A 14,245-nucleotide genomic window follows, 5' to 3' on the forward strand; every position below is an offset into this window, starting at 1 on the left:
AATGCGCATGAACATGGTGCAGACATTGCTGTTGGCCGGCGGCCTCCTGAGCGTTATCGCGCTGATAGCGATGGCGTTTGGCGGACCCAACGCCCGCAAGGAACTGCAGCGTCGCATTCTGGCCGTGCGCGAACGCTATAGCGAGAATGCCAGCGCCAAGGTCGAGGCGCAGATGCGCAAGGCGATCGCCAACCGCAAGCCGCGGTTCAACCAGGCCGGCGAGGATCTGACCAAGGTCCAGATGCTGGCTCGCAGGCTGGCGATGACCGGCAAGAGCTGGACCGTCGTCCAGTTCGGTCAGGTCGTGATCGGCCTTGGGCTGATCGTGGCGCTGCTTATCTATATGCGGTCGGGTCAATTGATGATGAGCCTGTTCATCGGATCGGCATTGGGCTTCGGCCTGCCGCACATGGTCGTCGGCCATTTCATCAAGCGCCGTCTCAATAAGTTCACCCAGCACTTTCCCGATGCCATCGATCTGCTGGTGCGCGGCCTGCGCTCGGGCCTGCCCGTCACCGAGACGCTGCAGGTCGTCGCCAAGGAAATCCCCGGCCCGGTGGGCGAGGAGTTCAAGCTGGTGACCGAGCGGATCAAGATCGGCCGCTCGATGGAAGATGCGCTGCAGGAAAGCGCCAACCGCCTGCAGACGCCCGAATTCAACTTCTTCTGCATCACGCTCGCCATCCAGCGCGAGACCGGCGGCAACCTCGCCGAGACGCTGTCCAACCTCGGCGCGGTGCTGCGCTCGCGTGCGCAGATGAAGCTCAAGATCCGCGCGCTTTCGTCCGAATCCAAGGCGTCGGCCTATATCGTGGGATCGCTGCCGTTCCTGGTGTTCATCATGATCTGGTGGGTGAACCCCGAATATCTGGCCGGCTTCTTCAGTGAAGAGCGGCTGATGATCGCCGGACTCGGCGGGCTGCTCTGGATGAGCATCGGCGTCTTCATTATGGCCAAAATGGTCAGTTTCGAAATCTGATCGGGGGAAGAGGGAACCGTGCCTGACGCAGCCAATCCTACCCTGATGGGGGTCGACGTGATCTTTGTCGCCACGCTGCTTGCAGCGGTTGCGACGCTTGCCGTGATGATTGCCATCTATGCCGCCACCACCGTGCGCGATCCCATGGCCAAGCGGGTCAAGGCGCTGAGCGAGCGGCGCGAGCAGCTGAAGGCAGGGATCACCGCATCCACCGCCAAGAAGCGCACGCGCATTGTCCACAAGAGCGACACCACCGACAAGATGCGCAGCACGCTGCAATCGCTGCGCGTGCTCCAGGACGAGCAGCTCAAATCGGCGCAGCAGAAGCTCGCGCAGGCAGGTATCCGCTCAAAGGACGTCGCGGTTGCAATCATCTTTGGCCGCATGGTGTTGCCGATCGCGCTGGGCGGGCTTGCCGCGTTGCTGATCTATGGCCTGGGCGTGCTGGTCCCCGACTGGACGCCGATGAAGAAGTTCGGCCTGTTCGCGACCATCCTGCTGCTGAGCTACAAGGCGCCCGACCTGTTCGTGCAGAACATCATCTCCAAGCGCACCGATGCCATCCGCAAGGGCCTGCCCGACGCGCTCGATCTGCTGGTGATCTGCGCCGAGGCCGGTCTCACCGTCGATGCCGCATTCAACCGCGTCGCCAAGGAACTGGGCCGCGCCTATCCCGAGCTCGGCGACGAGTTCGCGCTGACCGCGATCGAGCTCGCCTTCCTCACCGAACGGCGCCAGGCGTTCGAGAACCTCGCCTATCGCGTGGCACTGGACTCGGTGCGCGGGGTGGTCACCACCATGATCCAGACCGAAAAATACGGCACGCCACTGGCGTCCGCGCTGCGTGTGCTGTCGGCCGAGTTCCGCAACGAGCGCATGATGCGCGCCGAGGAAAAGGCCGCCCGCCTGCCCGCGATCATGACCGTGCCGCTGATCCTGTTCATCCTGCCGACGCTCTTCGTCGTCATCCTGGGTCCGGCAGCCTGTTCGATCGCCGACGCCTTCGCCAAGCAGTGACGCGGCCGATCGCGTGACATAAAAAAGGGGCGATCCCGCATAACGGAATCGCCCCAGGTCACTGATGTACACCGGCTGAAAGTGTTGCCCTTGCAGGCTTGCCGTCAGCCAGTGTCCCCCATCAATCTCTCAAATCAGTACTTCGCCCGCAGCGTGATGCCGTACATCCGCGGCTCCTCGACAAAACCGATGCGCGAGCGGGTGCCTGCACCACCGCGCAGCGGGGTGTTGGCGGTGATGCCGCGGGTGATCTCGTTGTTGAGGTTGGTGCCCCACAGTTCGAACGAGAAGCGGTCATCGGGCGTGGTGAAACCAAGCCGCGCGTTCATCTTGAAATAGCTCTCCTGAATGTCGAGCGGGATCGGAAGGCCGTTGGTATCCAGCGGCGACGTGCTGGTGCGGCGATCGTCCGAATAGTTGATGTTGAAGTTGGCGAGCATCTTCCAACCGGAATCGGTGATTTGGTTGTCATAGGTGATGCCGGCCACGCCCGTGAACTTGGGCGCGTTGGTGAGATCCGCACCGCACAGGCTGCGCACCGTCTGCAGCGTTGCGGCGTTGCCCACCACGCCATTGGCACAGTTGCGAGGATAGCGCGCATCGGCATAGGTGACCGCCAGATTGACCGAGATGCCCGAGTCGAACTGACCGAACATTTCCAGTTCCGCACCGGTCGACTTGGCGGCTGCCACGTTGAACGTCTGGAACTGCACGCCGGTGAATTCGAGCACCTGGAAGTCGGTCATGTCCATATGGAACAGCGCCAGGTTGGCACGGATGCGGCCATTGGCGAACTCGGTCTTGATCCCCGCCTCATAGGCATCGACCTTTTCCGAGTTGAACGCCGGGTTGGCTCCGTTGGCGGCAGCTGCCGGGTCGAGGTTGAAGCCGCCCGACTTGAAGCCGTGGCTGAAGCCGGCATACGCCAGGAAGCCGTTGTTGGTGTTGTACGCGATCTGCGCGGTGTAGGTCAGCTCGTCATCCTTGAAGACCCGGTTGAACTCGCGCGGCAGCGGGAGGCCCGGGATGGTGCTGGCCAGCACGGTGCCGCCGGTACCGGGGACAGTAAGCCCCACAGAGGTGGCGAACGGGAAGCAGGTCGCGCCCAGCGCGCCGCCGCGCAAGGCGGCGGGCACAGCACCGGTGATCACGCCGTTGACGATCGCCTGACAGGCCGGCGAGTTTGCCGCCAGCTGGTCGAAGCTGCCCTGCTTCTTTTCATCGACATAGCGCGCACCCAAAGTGAGGCTGAGATTGTCGGTGATGTTGAACACGTTGTGGGTGAAGATCGAGAAGCTCTCGGCATCCTGACGGAAGCGGTTGACCGCGAAGTTGCCCGCCGCATTGACTGGAACGCCGCCGTTGCCCAGCGCGGTGAGCGCGAACAGCGGATTGACGCCTGCCAGATTGCCGAAGTTACCGGCGCTGACCGCACGCTGATAGTCGGTGCCCAGCGTCATCGACTGGACCTCGTCGATCTTTTCGTCCGAATAATAAGCCCCGATCAGGAAATCGAGCGCATCGTTGAAGGCGCTGCCCTGGAAGCGCAGCTCATGCGTCATGGTCTTGATCGGGCCACCGGTCCGGGGGAAGCCAGCCGCTGCGGTCGAGCCGCGGCCGGTGCTGAACAGGTTGAGGCTGACAAAGTCGGATTCCTGCGCCGACTCCGCCTCGAAGTGACGATACGACCCGATATAGGTCATCTGCGCCGGGCCAAGATCCCATTTCAGCTCGCCCGAAAAGCCGTACTGCTCGGTGTTGTTGAGGAACTGCTGGCTGTTGGTCTGCAGGTTGTTGAGCGCCGACTGGCCGAACACCGCGACGCCGTCATTGGGCAGGCCGTGGAACGCGAAGAAGGGCTGAAGCTCGGTCTCGCGGACGATCACCGCGTCGCAGCAATTCTCGGTCGCCTTGGCATAGTCACCGATCAGGCGGATGCTGATATCGGATGAAGGCTCCCACAGCAGCTGGCCGCGAATGACATAGCGGTCACGGTTGCTGCTTTCGGCGCCCGGGACACCGACGCTGTTCAGGAAGCCGTCGCGCTTGCGATAGGCACCCGAAACCCGCAGACCCAGCTGGTCGTTAACCAGCGGGACGCTGACCCCGGCCTGCACGTTGAAGAAGTCATAGTTGCCGTAGGTGAAGTTGCCGAATGCTTCCACCTTGGTCAGGTTGGGACGCTTGGTGGTCAGGTTGAGTGCACCTGCCGAAGTATTGCGGCCGAACAGCGTTCCCTGCGGCCCGCGCAGGATTTCGAGCCGCTCCAGATCGAGCAGATCGCCCAGCGCGATGCCGGGGCGCGACTGGTACACGCCATCGATGAACACGCCGACCGAGCTTTCGAGGCCCGTGTTGTTGCCGGTGGTGCCGACGCCGCGAATGCGGATCGAGGTGCCCTGGCTTTCGGTCTGCGAAGACTGGACGTTGAAGCTCGGCGAGATCGAGGTCAGCGACTTGATGTCCTGAACGTTCTGCCGGTCGAGCTGTTCCGGGCTGACCGCAGTGACCGCGATCGGGATGTCCTGGACGTCGGCCGCGCGCAGCGTGGCGGTGACAATAATGACTTCCCGCTCAGGCGCATCGGAGTCTTGCGCGTCCTGCGCCTGAGCCATCGATGTCATTGAGACAGTGCAAAGCAAGCCCATCACGGGCTTCCACAAAGTGCGCATCCTCTTCTCCCACAAGCAAAGTGTAGATCTTGCTCTTTTGCCCCCACCGCTCTTCAGGCGATGCAAGGTGCAGTCAGAAAATTGTCACAACGCGTGCCGGATTGCAATTTTTTAATGCTATCTGCAGCTTTTTGCATGTTTCTGGGATGCCCGGAAAACTGCGATTTCTCGCTATGCTGCGGCGCAGCAGGCGCTTTACGTTACGGTAAGTTGCGCTCGCGCCACATATGGATGTATTTGCTACGGCGGTGCAGCACCACGCCGCGGCAGATCGGGGTTGCAATACCGAAAACGGGCGTTAGCGTGCGACGTTTTAATCGATTAATTAAACGGGTGAGAGACATGGGCGGAGCGCTTTCGGGAATTACCATCGTCGAGCTGGCGGGCATCGGCCCGGGACCGTTCGCCGCGATGATGCTTGCCGATCATGGCGCCCGAGTCGTTCGCGTCGAGCGCGCATCGAGCCGCTCCACGGTGGGCGATGCGGGCAACCGCGATATCCTCAACCGGAACCGCGAGGTGATCGCAGCCGATCTCAAAAGCCCCGAGGGGATTGCGCAGGTGCGCGATCTGATCCGCGAGGCCGACGGCCTGATCGAGGGTTTTCGTCCCGGGGTTATGGAACGGCTGGGGCTGGGCCCCGATGTGCTGCTCGCCGACAATCCCGCACTTGTCTATGGCCGGATGACCGGCTGGGGGCAAACGGGTCCCTACGCCCCGCTGGCGGGCCACGACATCAACTATATCGCGCTGTCGGGCGCGCTGCACAGTTATGGCCGCGCAGGCGAGAAGCCGACGCCGCCGGTCAACGCGGTCGGCGATTTCGGCGGCGGCGGCATGATGATGGCGTTCGGCATGCTCGCAGGCATCCTGTCGGCGCGCAGCACCGGCAAGGGCCAGGTGATTGATTGCGCGATGACCGATGGCGCTGCGGTACTCTCCGCGATGACCTACACCTTCCTTGCCAACGGCCAATGGCGCGACGAGCGCGGCGTCAACCTGCTCGATACCGGCGCGCATTTCTATGACACCTATGAATGCGCCGATGGCAAATACATCTCGCTCGGATCGATCGAGCCGCAATTCTATGCGCTGCTGCGCGAGAGGGCGGGGCTGACCGATCCGGCGTTCGACGCCCAGATGGACCCGCGCCAATGGGTCTCGCTCAAGGACAAGCTCACCGCCCTTTTCCTCACCAAGACCCGCGACGAATGGTGCGCGATCATGGAATACACCGACATCTGCTTCGCCCCGGTGCTGAGCCTGACCGAAGCGCCAGAACATCCCCACAACAAGCAGCGCGGCACCTTCGTGGAAGTGGCAGGGATGCTGCAACCAGCCCCTGCCCCGCGGTTCAGCGAGACCCCGGCGCCACCTGTGCGGATGGGGTGAGGCCTTTGGCAGTTGCGAGATTCCTGCACAATTGCTCGAGGCGGCTTACCAAGATCGCTGAAACGGAATTCAACTCCTTAAGGGTCAATTTCACCTGTTCCTGCGTGAGCAGCGTTTCTCTTGGCTCTGCGTGCGCCTTGACCACAGTCAGCATTTCCAGCCGAACAATCCAACGTCCGGCATCGTCGTGGTACATCGTGGGGCGCCCGTGACATAGCATGTTGCGAAGAGCGATGTTGTCACTAACGGCCTGCAGCTGCGCGGCTATGGCTTTGCCCTCAGATGCGAAGGCACCTGCAGGCGCGAACAGTTCGAGCAGTTGTGCAAATCTGCCTTGAAGGCTCGGATTGAGTTTAATCCCGGCACCTCTTCCTTCGATCGATGCTAGAACCTGAAGCGTTTGAGTGACTGCAAATTCCGACCTGGTGAACGTATCGATCATTTTACTCCGCTGCTGGTTCCACGACTGGACAGCAGCAGCCTTCCGCTGGCCATCTTGGGCAGCCGTTATCGGAGTGATGGCATTCATCACAACGTTATCGCTGTGGAATGTTTAAAGTCTCGTTCATCGCAGCAGATCAGCGTGTAGATACATATGTTGACACCCGACCAGCACCGATTTATCCTCGAAGCCTCAATCGGAGTTAAAGCGATGCGGAGCCAAGTCAAAAAATGGGGAAACAGCGCGTCTGTTAGAATACCCGCAAGGGTACTTGCAGCGGCTTCCATGCAGATCAATCAGGAGGTCGAAATGCGTGAGGAGGGCGGGCGGATCATCATCGAGCCGGTGACGGTCCCCACTTACGATCTGGATGATCTGCTTGCCGCCATGGCACCAGAAACCTTTCCCGACGACATCGATTTCGGATCACCGGTCGGCGAGGAAATCTGGTAGTGGCTACCTATGTCCCGGACGCCGGTGACATCGTCTGGCTTCAGTTCGATCCGCAAGCAGGACATGAACAGGCGGGACACCGACCAGCTCTGGTCCTTTCGCCCGCGAGCTACAATGAAAAGCGCGGAATGATGATCTGCTGCCCGATGACATCGCGCAGCAAGGGCTATGCTTTTGAAGTGGCTGTCGGCGATGCCACTGGCAGCGTGGTTCTGGCGGACCAGATCAAGAGTGTCGACTGGCGGGCACGCAAGGCCACCCGCAAGGGGAAAGCACCGGTCGCGACCCTTCTGGACGTCCGCGCCAAGCTGAAGGCGCTGCTCAGCCTTTGATGGCCCTCACCCGAACACGCTCCACCCCGTCGCCTCCACCAGTTCCTCCAGCGCAATCGCGCCGACCATCGATGTGCCCGAGGCGTTGAGTCCCGGTGACCAGACCGCGATCGCGCCATGGCCAGGCGCGATGCACAGGATGCCGCCGCCGACGCCGCTCTTGCCGGGCAGACCGATGCGATAGGCGAAATCGCCGCTGTTGTCGTAATGGCCGCAGGTCATCATCACCGCGTTGATCCGGCGGCAGTTCTCGCGGGTGACGAGCTGTTCGCGGTTGATCGGATCGCAGCCGTCAAACGCCAGGAACAAAGCCGCGCGCGCCAGCTGGCGGCAGCTCATCCGCACCGCGCATTGACGGAAATAGGCGTGCAGCGCGTCTTCCACGGGATTGGCCATGTTGCCGAACGCGGCCATGAAGTGCGCCAGCGCGCGGTTGCGCGATCCGGTCGCCGATTCCGATTCCGCCACCTCCTCGTCGATGCCGATGGTGTCATCGCCCGACAGCCGGTGAAACCGCGCCAGCAATTCCTGCACCATCGCATCGCGGTTGCTGGCGGCGACCAGCATGTCGGTGACGACGATCGCGCCCGCATTGATCAGCGGATTGCGCGGAATGCCCTTCTCGTTTTCCAGCTGCACGATGGAATTGAAGGCGCTGCCGGTCGGCTCGCGTCCCACCCGGTTCCACACGTCCTCGCCATAGTGCCTGAGCGCCATCGAGAGCGTGAAGACCTTGGAGATCGACTGGATCGAGAACGGTTCGTGGCTGTCGCCCAGTGTGATCATCTCGCCATTGCCCTGGACGATCGCCATGCCGAACCTGGCGGGGTGCACCCGGGCGAGCGCGGGGATATAGTCCGCCACCTTGCCGGTGCCGATGTGCGGCGCGACCGCTGCCTCGATCCGTGCCGTGATCGCCTGCCAGTCCATCCGTCCGCCCCCATGCTGCCTGCCTGCCGACTGTGTCGCACCCGATAGCCTGCCAAGCAAGTCGTTGCACGGGGGGCAGAAAAATAGCAGGGGGTCTGTATGTCGATTATCGCGCGCCTCATTCCAGACCGTTTCGTGCTGTTGCTGATGGCGACCATTCTGGCGGCCGCCTTGCTGCCGGTCACCGGTCAGGCCGCAGTGTATGCCGGCCACGCGGTCTCGGTGGCGATCTTTCTGCTGTTCTTCCTGCACGGCCTGCGCCTGCCGCGGGCAGAGGTTGTCATCGCGATGCGCAACTGGCGGCTTCAGAGCGTGATGTTCGGCTTCGTGTTCGTGTTCATGCCGATCCTCGGCCTTGCCGCCGCCAGCGCGCAGGGCGGGCTGCTGCCCGAAGGGCTTGTGGTCGGGCTGCTGTTCTTGGGCATCCTGCCATCGACTGTCCAGTCGGCGATCAGCTACTCGTCGCTGGCAGGCGGCAATGTCGCGGCATCGGTGATGGCATCGGCGCTGCTCAATCTCGCCGGGATCTTCATGACCCCGCTGCTGGTCGCGCTGCTGATCGGTGCAGGGGGGGGCGCGGCGATCGGTAGCGATACCGTGCTGCGGATCCTGGCCATCCTGCTGCTGCCCTTCGCGCTGGGTCAGCTGGCGCAAGGCTGGCTGGGAGCCTGGGCAGGCCGCAACAAGGCGCTGCTTTCGGTGCTCGACCGGATCGCGATCGTCCTTGCGGTGTATGTCGCGTTCAGCTCGGCGGTCGCAGGCGGCCAGATGCAGGCGCTGGACTGGGGCGTGCTGGGCACGCTCACGGCGATCATCTGCGTGATGATGGCCATCGCGATCGCCGCTGCCTGGGCGCTGGGCGGGGTCATCGCCCTGCCCCGCGCGGACCGGATCAGCCTGTTGTTCGCAGGGTCGCAGAAAAGCATCGCCACCGGTGCGCCTCTCGCCGCGATCCTTTTCGCAGGGCCGCAGGCGGGCCTCGCGATCCTGCCTGCGCTGATCTATCACCAGATTCAGCTGATCATTGCTGCACCCATCGCATCACGGCTGGCAAAAACCCGCGACGCCTGACGCTTTTTTGCTTTTCCTGCGGCCAGAGCGCAGCGATAGATAGGCGATGGATCCCACCAGCCCCTTTGCCATCGCCGACGCTCCGCCGCTGGACCCGGCAAAGTTCCGCGATCCGCTGATCACCGCCAAGGGCGAGCCGCGCGCCAGCGTGGCGATGACCGGGCTGGAGACGTTGTGGTTCAACACCGGCACATTGTGCAATCTCGCGTGCAAGAGCTGCTATATCGAAAGCTCGCCGCGTAACGATGCGCTGGTCTATCTCAGCCTTGCCGAGGTCACCGCCTATCTCGACGAGATCGCCGCATCGGGGCTCCCCACCCGCGAGATCGCCTTCACCGGCGGCGAGCCGTTCATGAACCCGGACATGATCGCGATCCTGGAGCTGTGCCTGTCGCGCGGATTTGCCACTTTGGTGCTGTCCAACGCGATGCGCCCGTTGCGGCGGCATGAGGATGCGCTGCTGGCGCTGAATGCGCATTATGGCCGCCAGCTGACCATCCGGGTGAGCCTCGATCATTACACCCAGGGCGTGCACGAAGCCGAGCGCGGCGGCAACAGCTGGGACAAGGCGATCGACGGCTTGCAATGGCTGGCGACGAACGGCTTTGCCATTGCGGTCGCGGGACGGCATCTGGCGCATGAGAGCGATGCCCGGGCGCGCGCCGGCTTTGCCGCACTGTTCGCGCAACACGGCCTGCCGGTCGATGTCGGCAATCCGCTGAGCTTCGTGATGTTCCCCGAGATGGACGCATCCGCCGATATCGCCGAGATCAGCACCGGATGCTGGGACATTCTGGGCAAGAGCCCCGATGCGATGATGTGCGCGACCAGCCGGATGGTGGTGAAGCACAGGGGTGCAGAGCGCCCCACCGTGGCGGCCTGCACATTGCTGCCCTATGATCCGGGCTTCGACATGGGGGCGACATTGGCCGAGGCGTCGCGCAGCGTCTCGCTCAACCATCCGCACTGCGCGCGCTTCTGCGTTCTGGGCGGAGCGAGTTGCAGCTAGGGGGGCGCCCACCTACATAGCAGCCAAGCGACGCTTCTATCCCGATGCCGCCAACGCCCACAGGTCAACACCCCGCATGCTTCCCCCCAAATCGCGTTCCGTCGCCTCATCTTCCGGACAGGCCGTACCCAGCGGCCGCATCGCGCGGTTCGCCGGTTTCAGCAGCATGGCCGGCGGAATAGCGGGGACGATGCTGGTCGATGGCGCCAAGCAATGGGCGCAGGGCAAGCGTCCCAGCGTCGGCGACCTGCTGCTGACTCCCGCCAATGCGCGCAAGATTGCCGACAAGCTCGCCACTATGCGCGGCGCAGCGATGAAGCTCGGCCAGTTGATGTCGATGGACACCGGCGATTTCCTGCCGCCCGAGCTCGCCGACATCCTGGGCCGCCTGCGCGCCGATGCGCAGCACATGCCACAGGGGCAGTTGCGCAACGTGCTCAACCAGAACTGGGGCCGCGGCTGGGAAAAGCGCTTCAAGAGCTTCGATTTCAAGCCGATCGCCGCCGCCTCGATCGGCCAGGTGCACCGCGCGCGGACGCTCGACGGCCGCGATCTGGCGATCAAGGTGCAGTATCCCGGCGTGCGCCAGAGCATCGACAGCGATGTCGACAATGTCGCCTCGCTGATCAAGCTCACCGGGCTGCTGCCTCCGGGGATCTACATCGACCCGATGCTGGCCGATGCCAAGGCGCAGCTGCACGAAGAGGCAGACTATGCTCACGAAGCCGCGCATCTTGCCCGCTTCGGCGAACTGCTCGCCGGCAGCGCCGATTTCCACGTGCCCGCGCTGCATGCGGACCTCACCACGCCCGACATCCTGGCGATGGACTATATCGAGAGCATCGCGATCGAGGACACCGCTGACATGGATGGCGAAGTCCGCGACCGCATCGTGCGGCTGGCGGTCGAGCTGCTGCTGCGCGAGCTGTTCGATTTCCGGCTGATGCAGACCGACCCCAATTTTGCCAACTATCGCTTCGATCCGGCCACCGGACGGCTGGTGCTGCTCGATTTCGGCGCGACGCGGGTGGTGACTGACAGGGTATCGGACAGCTACCGCACCCTGTTGCGCGGCGGGCTGGGCCGCGACCTCGCCCAGATGCGCGAGGGGGGCCTGGCGCTCGGGATGCTGCATCCCGATGCTCCGGAGAACCACAAGGTCGCGGTGCTGGGCATGTTCGACACCGCATTCGAACCGCTTCGCCTCGACGCGCCGTTCGACTTCACCTCAAACGAGATGACGATGGAATTGCGCGACGAGGGCATGGCCTTCGCCAAGGAACGGACCTTCTGGCAGATCCCCCCGGTCGACACGCTGTTCATCCAGCGCAAGATCGGCGGAGTGTTCCTGCTGGGCAGCCGCCTGAAGGCCAACCTCAACGTCCACCGGCTGATCCGCGACGCGCTCTAGAGCGCTGCAGCGGTCAGCCGCCCAGCTTGGTGACTTCCTGGCCTTCGGGGCTGGTGAAGCTGAAGCCCGAGAGCTTGTTCTTGGCCAGCGTGTTGACGAAGGACTGCGCCTCGTTGGGGCCTGAGAACGGCCCGGTCAGCAGTCGGTTGGTGGCGTTGAGCGGCGTCCACCAGCCCTGCTTGCCCTTGAACAGCGCAGGCGCCTCGCCGGTCAGCCGCTTCCATTCCTTCGAGAGGTCCGCGCGGTTGGCGCCACCTGCGACCTGCACCCAGTAGCGCTTGGGATGCTTTGGCGGCGCGGGCTTGGCGGCGGCCTTTTTCGCCGCGGCCTTCTTTTCCTCGGCCTTCTTGTCCGCCAGCTTCTTGGCCTCGGCGATCTTGGGGTCGACCTTGGGCGGCAGCGGCTTGATCTTGGTGATGTCGACCGCGTTCTCGTCCGGGGCCAGTTCTTCGGGCGGAACTGAGATGCTTGCGATCACCGACGACAGGCTGACCCGCGCGGGAGCAGGCGCTGCAGCGGCAGGGGTCGCTGGCTGCGACCCGGCACCTTGCGGCAGGCTCGCCGCCGCGAGCGCGACCGGATTGGCGGCAGGCGGTGCAGACTGGGTCGGTGCTGGTGCGGGCGTCGGCGAAGGGGTGGACGCAGCGGCACGCGGCTGCTGGCCGATCTGCGCCAGATCAAATCCCCCCTGTCCGCTGCCTGCAGATGCAAGCGCAGTGGGTTGGGTTGCTTGCACGGTCTGGACCGCGGGCGGTAAAGGCTCGGCTGCTCGTGGCTGACGCTGGGGCTGCGCGGCAACACTGGCCTGCGCCGCCGCCGGACCGGAGGTGCCGACCGGAGGAAGCGAGTTGAACCCCGGCTTGGGCAGTTCGGTCATCCCTGCCATCAGCACTGGCCGCGTGCCGGATGCAACCGGCGGCGGCGTGGCGGGCGACGACGTGACGGGCGATGGCGTCACGCTGGCCGTAGCCGGCTGCCGTATAACTGGATCGGCCGCCGTCGGCGCCGGGGGGGCCTGAGCTACCACGTTGGTCTGCCCGCCGCTGGTGCGGGGAGCCCGCGCCACGCGGACTGGTGCCTGGGTAGCAACCGAGGGCTGGACCGGATCGGACGACGCGCGCGAGGAATCGGGCAGCGGCTGGACCGTTGCCGACGCCGATGCCGATCGCGTCTGGCCGGGCAAGGGCTGCACGGTGCCGGGCGCCGGGCGCGACTGGCCTTGGCGCGACTGGCCGGGAAGCGGCTGGACGGTGCCCGGTGCGGGCTGCGAGGACGCAATCTGCGCCGGGCTACCACGCCCGGGGATCAGCAAATCGGGCGGCGGAACCGGGCCCGGCGCGCGAGCCTGCACGGCGACGGGCCTGGCTGCTGCCTCAGCCTGCGCCAGCGCGATCGCCTCGCGCTCCTTCTTCGAAAGCTTGCCCGGCCTGCGCCGCTGCGACTTGTCTACCTTGGCGACCTTGCGCGACTTGCTGTCCGCCCCCGGCCCCAAAGGCTCGCCTGCGGGGATCAAGCCTGCATCGGCGCGGCCCGAGCGGACCCGCGGGGTCCCTGCCGAGGCATATTGGCGGTTGCGCGGATCGTCCTTGCCGATCGCCGCTGCTTGCGGGAACTGGCCGAAATGCGCGGCGGCTGCCTGCTGGGCTGGGGTCAGCCGTCCCATGAAGCGGAAGAACGGCTCGATCGATGCGGCCATCCGCTTGGGCATTGTCGCATCGGCGATCTCGATTGCACCCTGCGCGTCGCCGGTCACCGCGAGCACGAACGCGCGGGTGCGCCACGCGGCGGCATCGCGCTTGCGCAGCAGCGGATCGAGCTGCGCCTCGGCAGCGGCGCGGTCGCCCGAGATACCCAGCGAGAGGGCATAGCGCCGGATCGTCTCGTCATCGCCGCCGCGCCGCAATGCCAGCTCGTAATCGGCCTGCGCCGCATCGGAATTGCCGACCAGATCATAGGCCAGCCCCCGGTCCGAGGCGAACACCGATTCCGGCACGCCCAGCTTCTTGGCCTCTTCGAACAGGCGCAGCGCCTCATAGGGGTTTTCGTTGAGCAGCAGGCCCGATCCCAGTCCCGCCTTCACCCGGCCATTGCCCGGCGCCATCTCGTCGGCGCGCGCGAAAAAGCCGATCGCCGCCTGCGGATCGCCCAGCAGCAAGGCCGCATTGCCCCCGTCGATCAGCGCATCGATATCTGCAGGGTTGAGCGCGAGCCGCTGCAGCGCGTTCTGCAATTCGCGCGTGCCCTTGGGCTGCGCGACATTGAGCGAGGAATAGCCGGCTTCACCGGCATCGGGCGCATCGGGGCCTTCTTCCTGCGCGTGGACGGGCAAAGGTGCCAGGGCAACCATCGCTGCCAGCAGGGTCGCGGCCGAGCCGAGGAAACGCCAGTGGGAAAATCGGGTCAATGCCATGTTGATCCCGTCAGTCGTCGCTTGACCAAGTGATTGCAAGCGCATCCCGCATCACCACACGGCAGAGCGTGGCGCGTATTCGACAGCTTGCGGGAACCCTGGGCCCGCCGCCCGGAAAGGGGCGGCG

The 14,245-nt window shown here is 64.4% G+C and carries 12 protein-coding genes; 8 read left to right on the forward strand and 4 right to left on the reverse strand.

What is annotated here, in order from left to right; translation table 11 throughout:
* Nucleotides 1-7: 7 nt before the first annotated feature.
* A complete protein-coding gene (locus BSY18_RS11480) occupies nt 8-979 on the forward strand; it encodes a type II secretion system F family protein (protein ID WP_054134345.1) in 972 nt (323 codons plus the stop codon).
* A gap of 45 nt (nt 980-1,024) precedes the next feature.
* Nucleotides 1,025-1,996: a type II secretion system F family protein gene (locus BSY18_RS11485; RefSeq protein WP_054134064.1), complete on the forward strand. Its 972-nt coding sequence runs from the start codon at nt 1,025-1,027 to the stop codon at nt 1,994-1,996.
* Between the two features lie 134 nt (nt 1,997-2,130).
* Here the strand turns inward: BSY18_RS11485 and BSY18_RS11490 are convergent, their stop codons facing one another.
* Nucleotides 2,131-4,620: a TonB-dependent receptor gene (locus BSY18_RS11490; protein ID WP_171900221.1), complete on the reverse strand. Its 2,490-nt coding sequence runs from the start codon at nt 4,618-4,620 to the stop codon at nt 2,131-2,133.
* A 390-nt stretch (nt 4,621-5,010) separates the two neighbouring features.
* Between BSY18_RS11490 and BSY18_RS11495 the strand changes: the two genes are divergently transcribed.
* Complete coding sequence (locus BSY18_RS11495) at nt 5,011-6,060, forward strand: CaiB/BaiF CoA transferase family protein (protein WP_069050684.1); 1,050 nt, start codon at nt 5,011-5,013, stop codon at nt 6,058-6,060.
* Here BSY18_RS11495 and BSY18_RS11500 read toward each other — a convergent pair.
* Entirely contained in the window at nt 6,023-6,592 is a 570-nt protein-coding gene (locus BSY18_RS11500) for a hypothetical protein (protein WP_150126267.1), read from the reverse strand. The genes BSY18_RS11495 and BSY18_RS11500 overlap by 38 nt on opposite strands.
* 120 nt (nt 6,593-6,712) lie before the next feature.
* On the opposite strand from BSY18_RS11500, the gene BSY18_RS11505 reads away from it, so the two are divergent.
* Both BSY18_RS11505 and mazF read left to right on the forward strand, forming a co-directional pair.
* A complete protein-coding gene (locus tag BSY18_RS11505; protein ID WP_069051881.1) occupies nt 6,713-6,955 on the forward strand; it encodes an AbrB/MazE/SpoVT family DNA-binding domain-containing protein in 243 nt (80 codons plus the stop codon).
* Nucleotides 6,955-7,287 carry an endoribonuclease MazF gene (gene mazF, locus BSY18_RS11510; protein WP_069050686.1) on the forward strand — a complete coding sequence of 111 codons (333 nt, stop codon included), beginning with the start codon at nt 6,955-6,957 and terminating at the stop codon, nt 7,285-7,287. Before BSY18_RS11505 ends, mazF begins: the two co-directional genes overlap by 1 nt.
* A 6-nt stretch (nt 7,288-7,293) precedes the next feature.
* Here the strand turns inward: mazF and BSY18_RS11515 are convergent, their stop codons facing one another.
* A complete protein-coding gene (locus BSY18_RS11515; RefSeq protein ID WP_069050687.1) occupies nt 7,294-8,217 on the reverse strand; it encodes a glutaminase in 924 nt (307 codons plus the stop codon).
* Between the two features lie 99 nt (nt 8,218-8,316).
* Between BSY18_RS11515 and BSY18_RS11520 the strand changes: the two genes are divergently transcribed.
* The 3 genes from BSY18_RS11520 to BSY18_RS11530 all read left to right on the forward strand — a co-directional run bounded on the left by BSY18_RS11520 (nt 8,317) and on the right by BSY18_RS11530 (nt 11,708).
* Entirely contained in the window at nt 8,317-9,288 is a 972-nt protein-coding gene (locus BSY18_RS11520; RefSeq protein ID WP_069050688.1) for a bile acid:sodium symporter family protein, read from the forward strand.
* 46 nt (nt 9,289-9,334) lie between these two features.
* Nucleotides 9,335-10,297 (forward strand): radical SAM protein, encoded by a 963-nt coding sequence (locus BSY18_RS11525; RefSeq protein WP_054134058.1) that lies wholly within the window; start codon nt 9,335-9,337, stop codon nt 10,295-10,297.
* Between the two features lie 76 nt (nt 10,298-10,373).
* Nucleotides 10,374-11,708: an ABC1 kinase family protein gene (locus BSY18_RS11530; RefSeq protein WP_069050689.1), complete on the forward strand. Its 1,335-nt coding sequence runs from the start codon at nt 10,374-10,376 to the stop codon at nt 11,706-11,708.
* A gap of 13 nt (nt 11,709-11,721) precedes the next feature.
* On the opposite strand, the gene BSY18_RS11535 is transcribed toward BSY18_RS11530, so the two are convergent.
* Complete coding sequence (locus tag BSY18_RS11535; RefSeq protein WP_069050690.1) at nt 11,722-14,118, reverse strand: SPOR domain-containing protein; 2,397 nt, start codon at nt 14,116-14,118, stop codon at nt 11,722-11,724.
* Between the last annotated feature and the right edge of the window lie 127 nt (nt 14,119-14,245).

Origin of the sequence: Blastomonas sp. RAC04 (assembly GCF_001713435.1) — a bacterium.
GTDB lineage: Bacteria > Pseudomonadota > Alphaproteobacteria > Sphingomonadales > Sphingomonadaceae > Blastomonas > Blastomonas fulva.

What these genes read in the sequence shown, in the direction of transcription:
- BSY18_RS11495 (WP_069050684.1), top strand. Translation starts at nt 5,011, where the DNA reads ATGGGCGGAGCGCTTTCGGGAATTACCATCGTCGAGCTGGCGGGCATC.
- BSY18_RS11490 (WP_171900221.1), bottom strand. Translation starts at nt 4,620, where the DNA reads ATGACATCGATGGCTCAGGCGCAGGACGCGCAAGACTCCGATGCGCCT.
- BSY18_RS11505 (WP_069051881.1), top strand. Translation starts at nt 6,713, where the DNA reads ATGCGGAGCCAAGTCAAAAAATGGGGAAACAGCGCGTCTGTTAGAATA.
- BSY18_RS11525 (WP_054134058.1), top strand. Translation starts at nt 9,335, where the DNA reads ATGGATCCCACCAGCCCCTTTGCCATCGCCGACGCTCCGCCGCTGGAC.
- BSY18_RS11535 (WP_069050690.1), bottom strand. Translation starts at nt 14,118, where the DNA reads ATGGCATTGACCCGATTTTCCCACTGGCGTTTCCTCGGCTCGGCCGCG.
- BSY18_RS11485 (WP_054134064.1), top strand. Translation starts at nt 1,025, where the DNA reads ATGGGGGTCGACGTGATCTTTGTCGCCACGCTGCTTGCAGCGGTTGCG.
- BSY18_RS11515 (WP_069050687.1), bottom strand. Translation starts at nt 8,217, where the DNA reads ATGGACTGGCAGGCGATCACGGCACGGATCGAGGCAGCGGTCGCGCCG.
- BSY18_RS11530 (WP_069050689.1), top strand. Translation starts at nt 10,374, where the DNA reads ATGCTTCCCCCCAAATCGCGTTCCGTCGCCTCATCTTCCGGACAGGCC.
- BSY18_RS11520 (WP_069050688.1), top strand. Translation starts at nt 8,317, where the DNA reads ATGTCGATTATCGCGCGCCTCATTCCAGACCGTTTCGTGCTGTTGCTG.
- BSY18_RS11480 (WP_054134345.1), top strand. Translation starts at nt 8, where the DNA reads ATGAACATGGTGCAGACATTGCTGTTGGCCGGCGGCCTCCTGAGCGTT.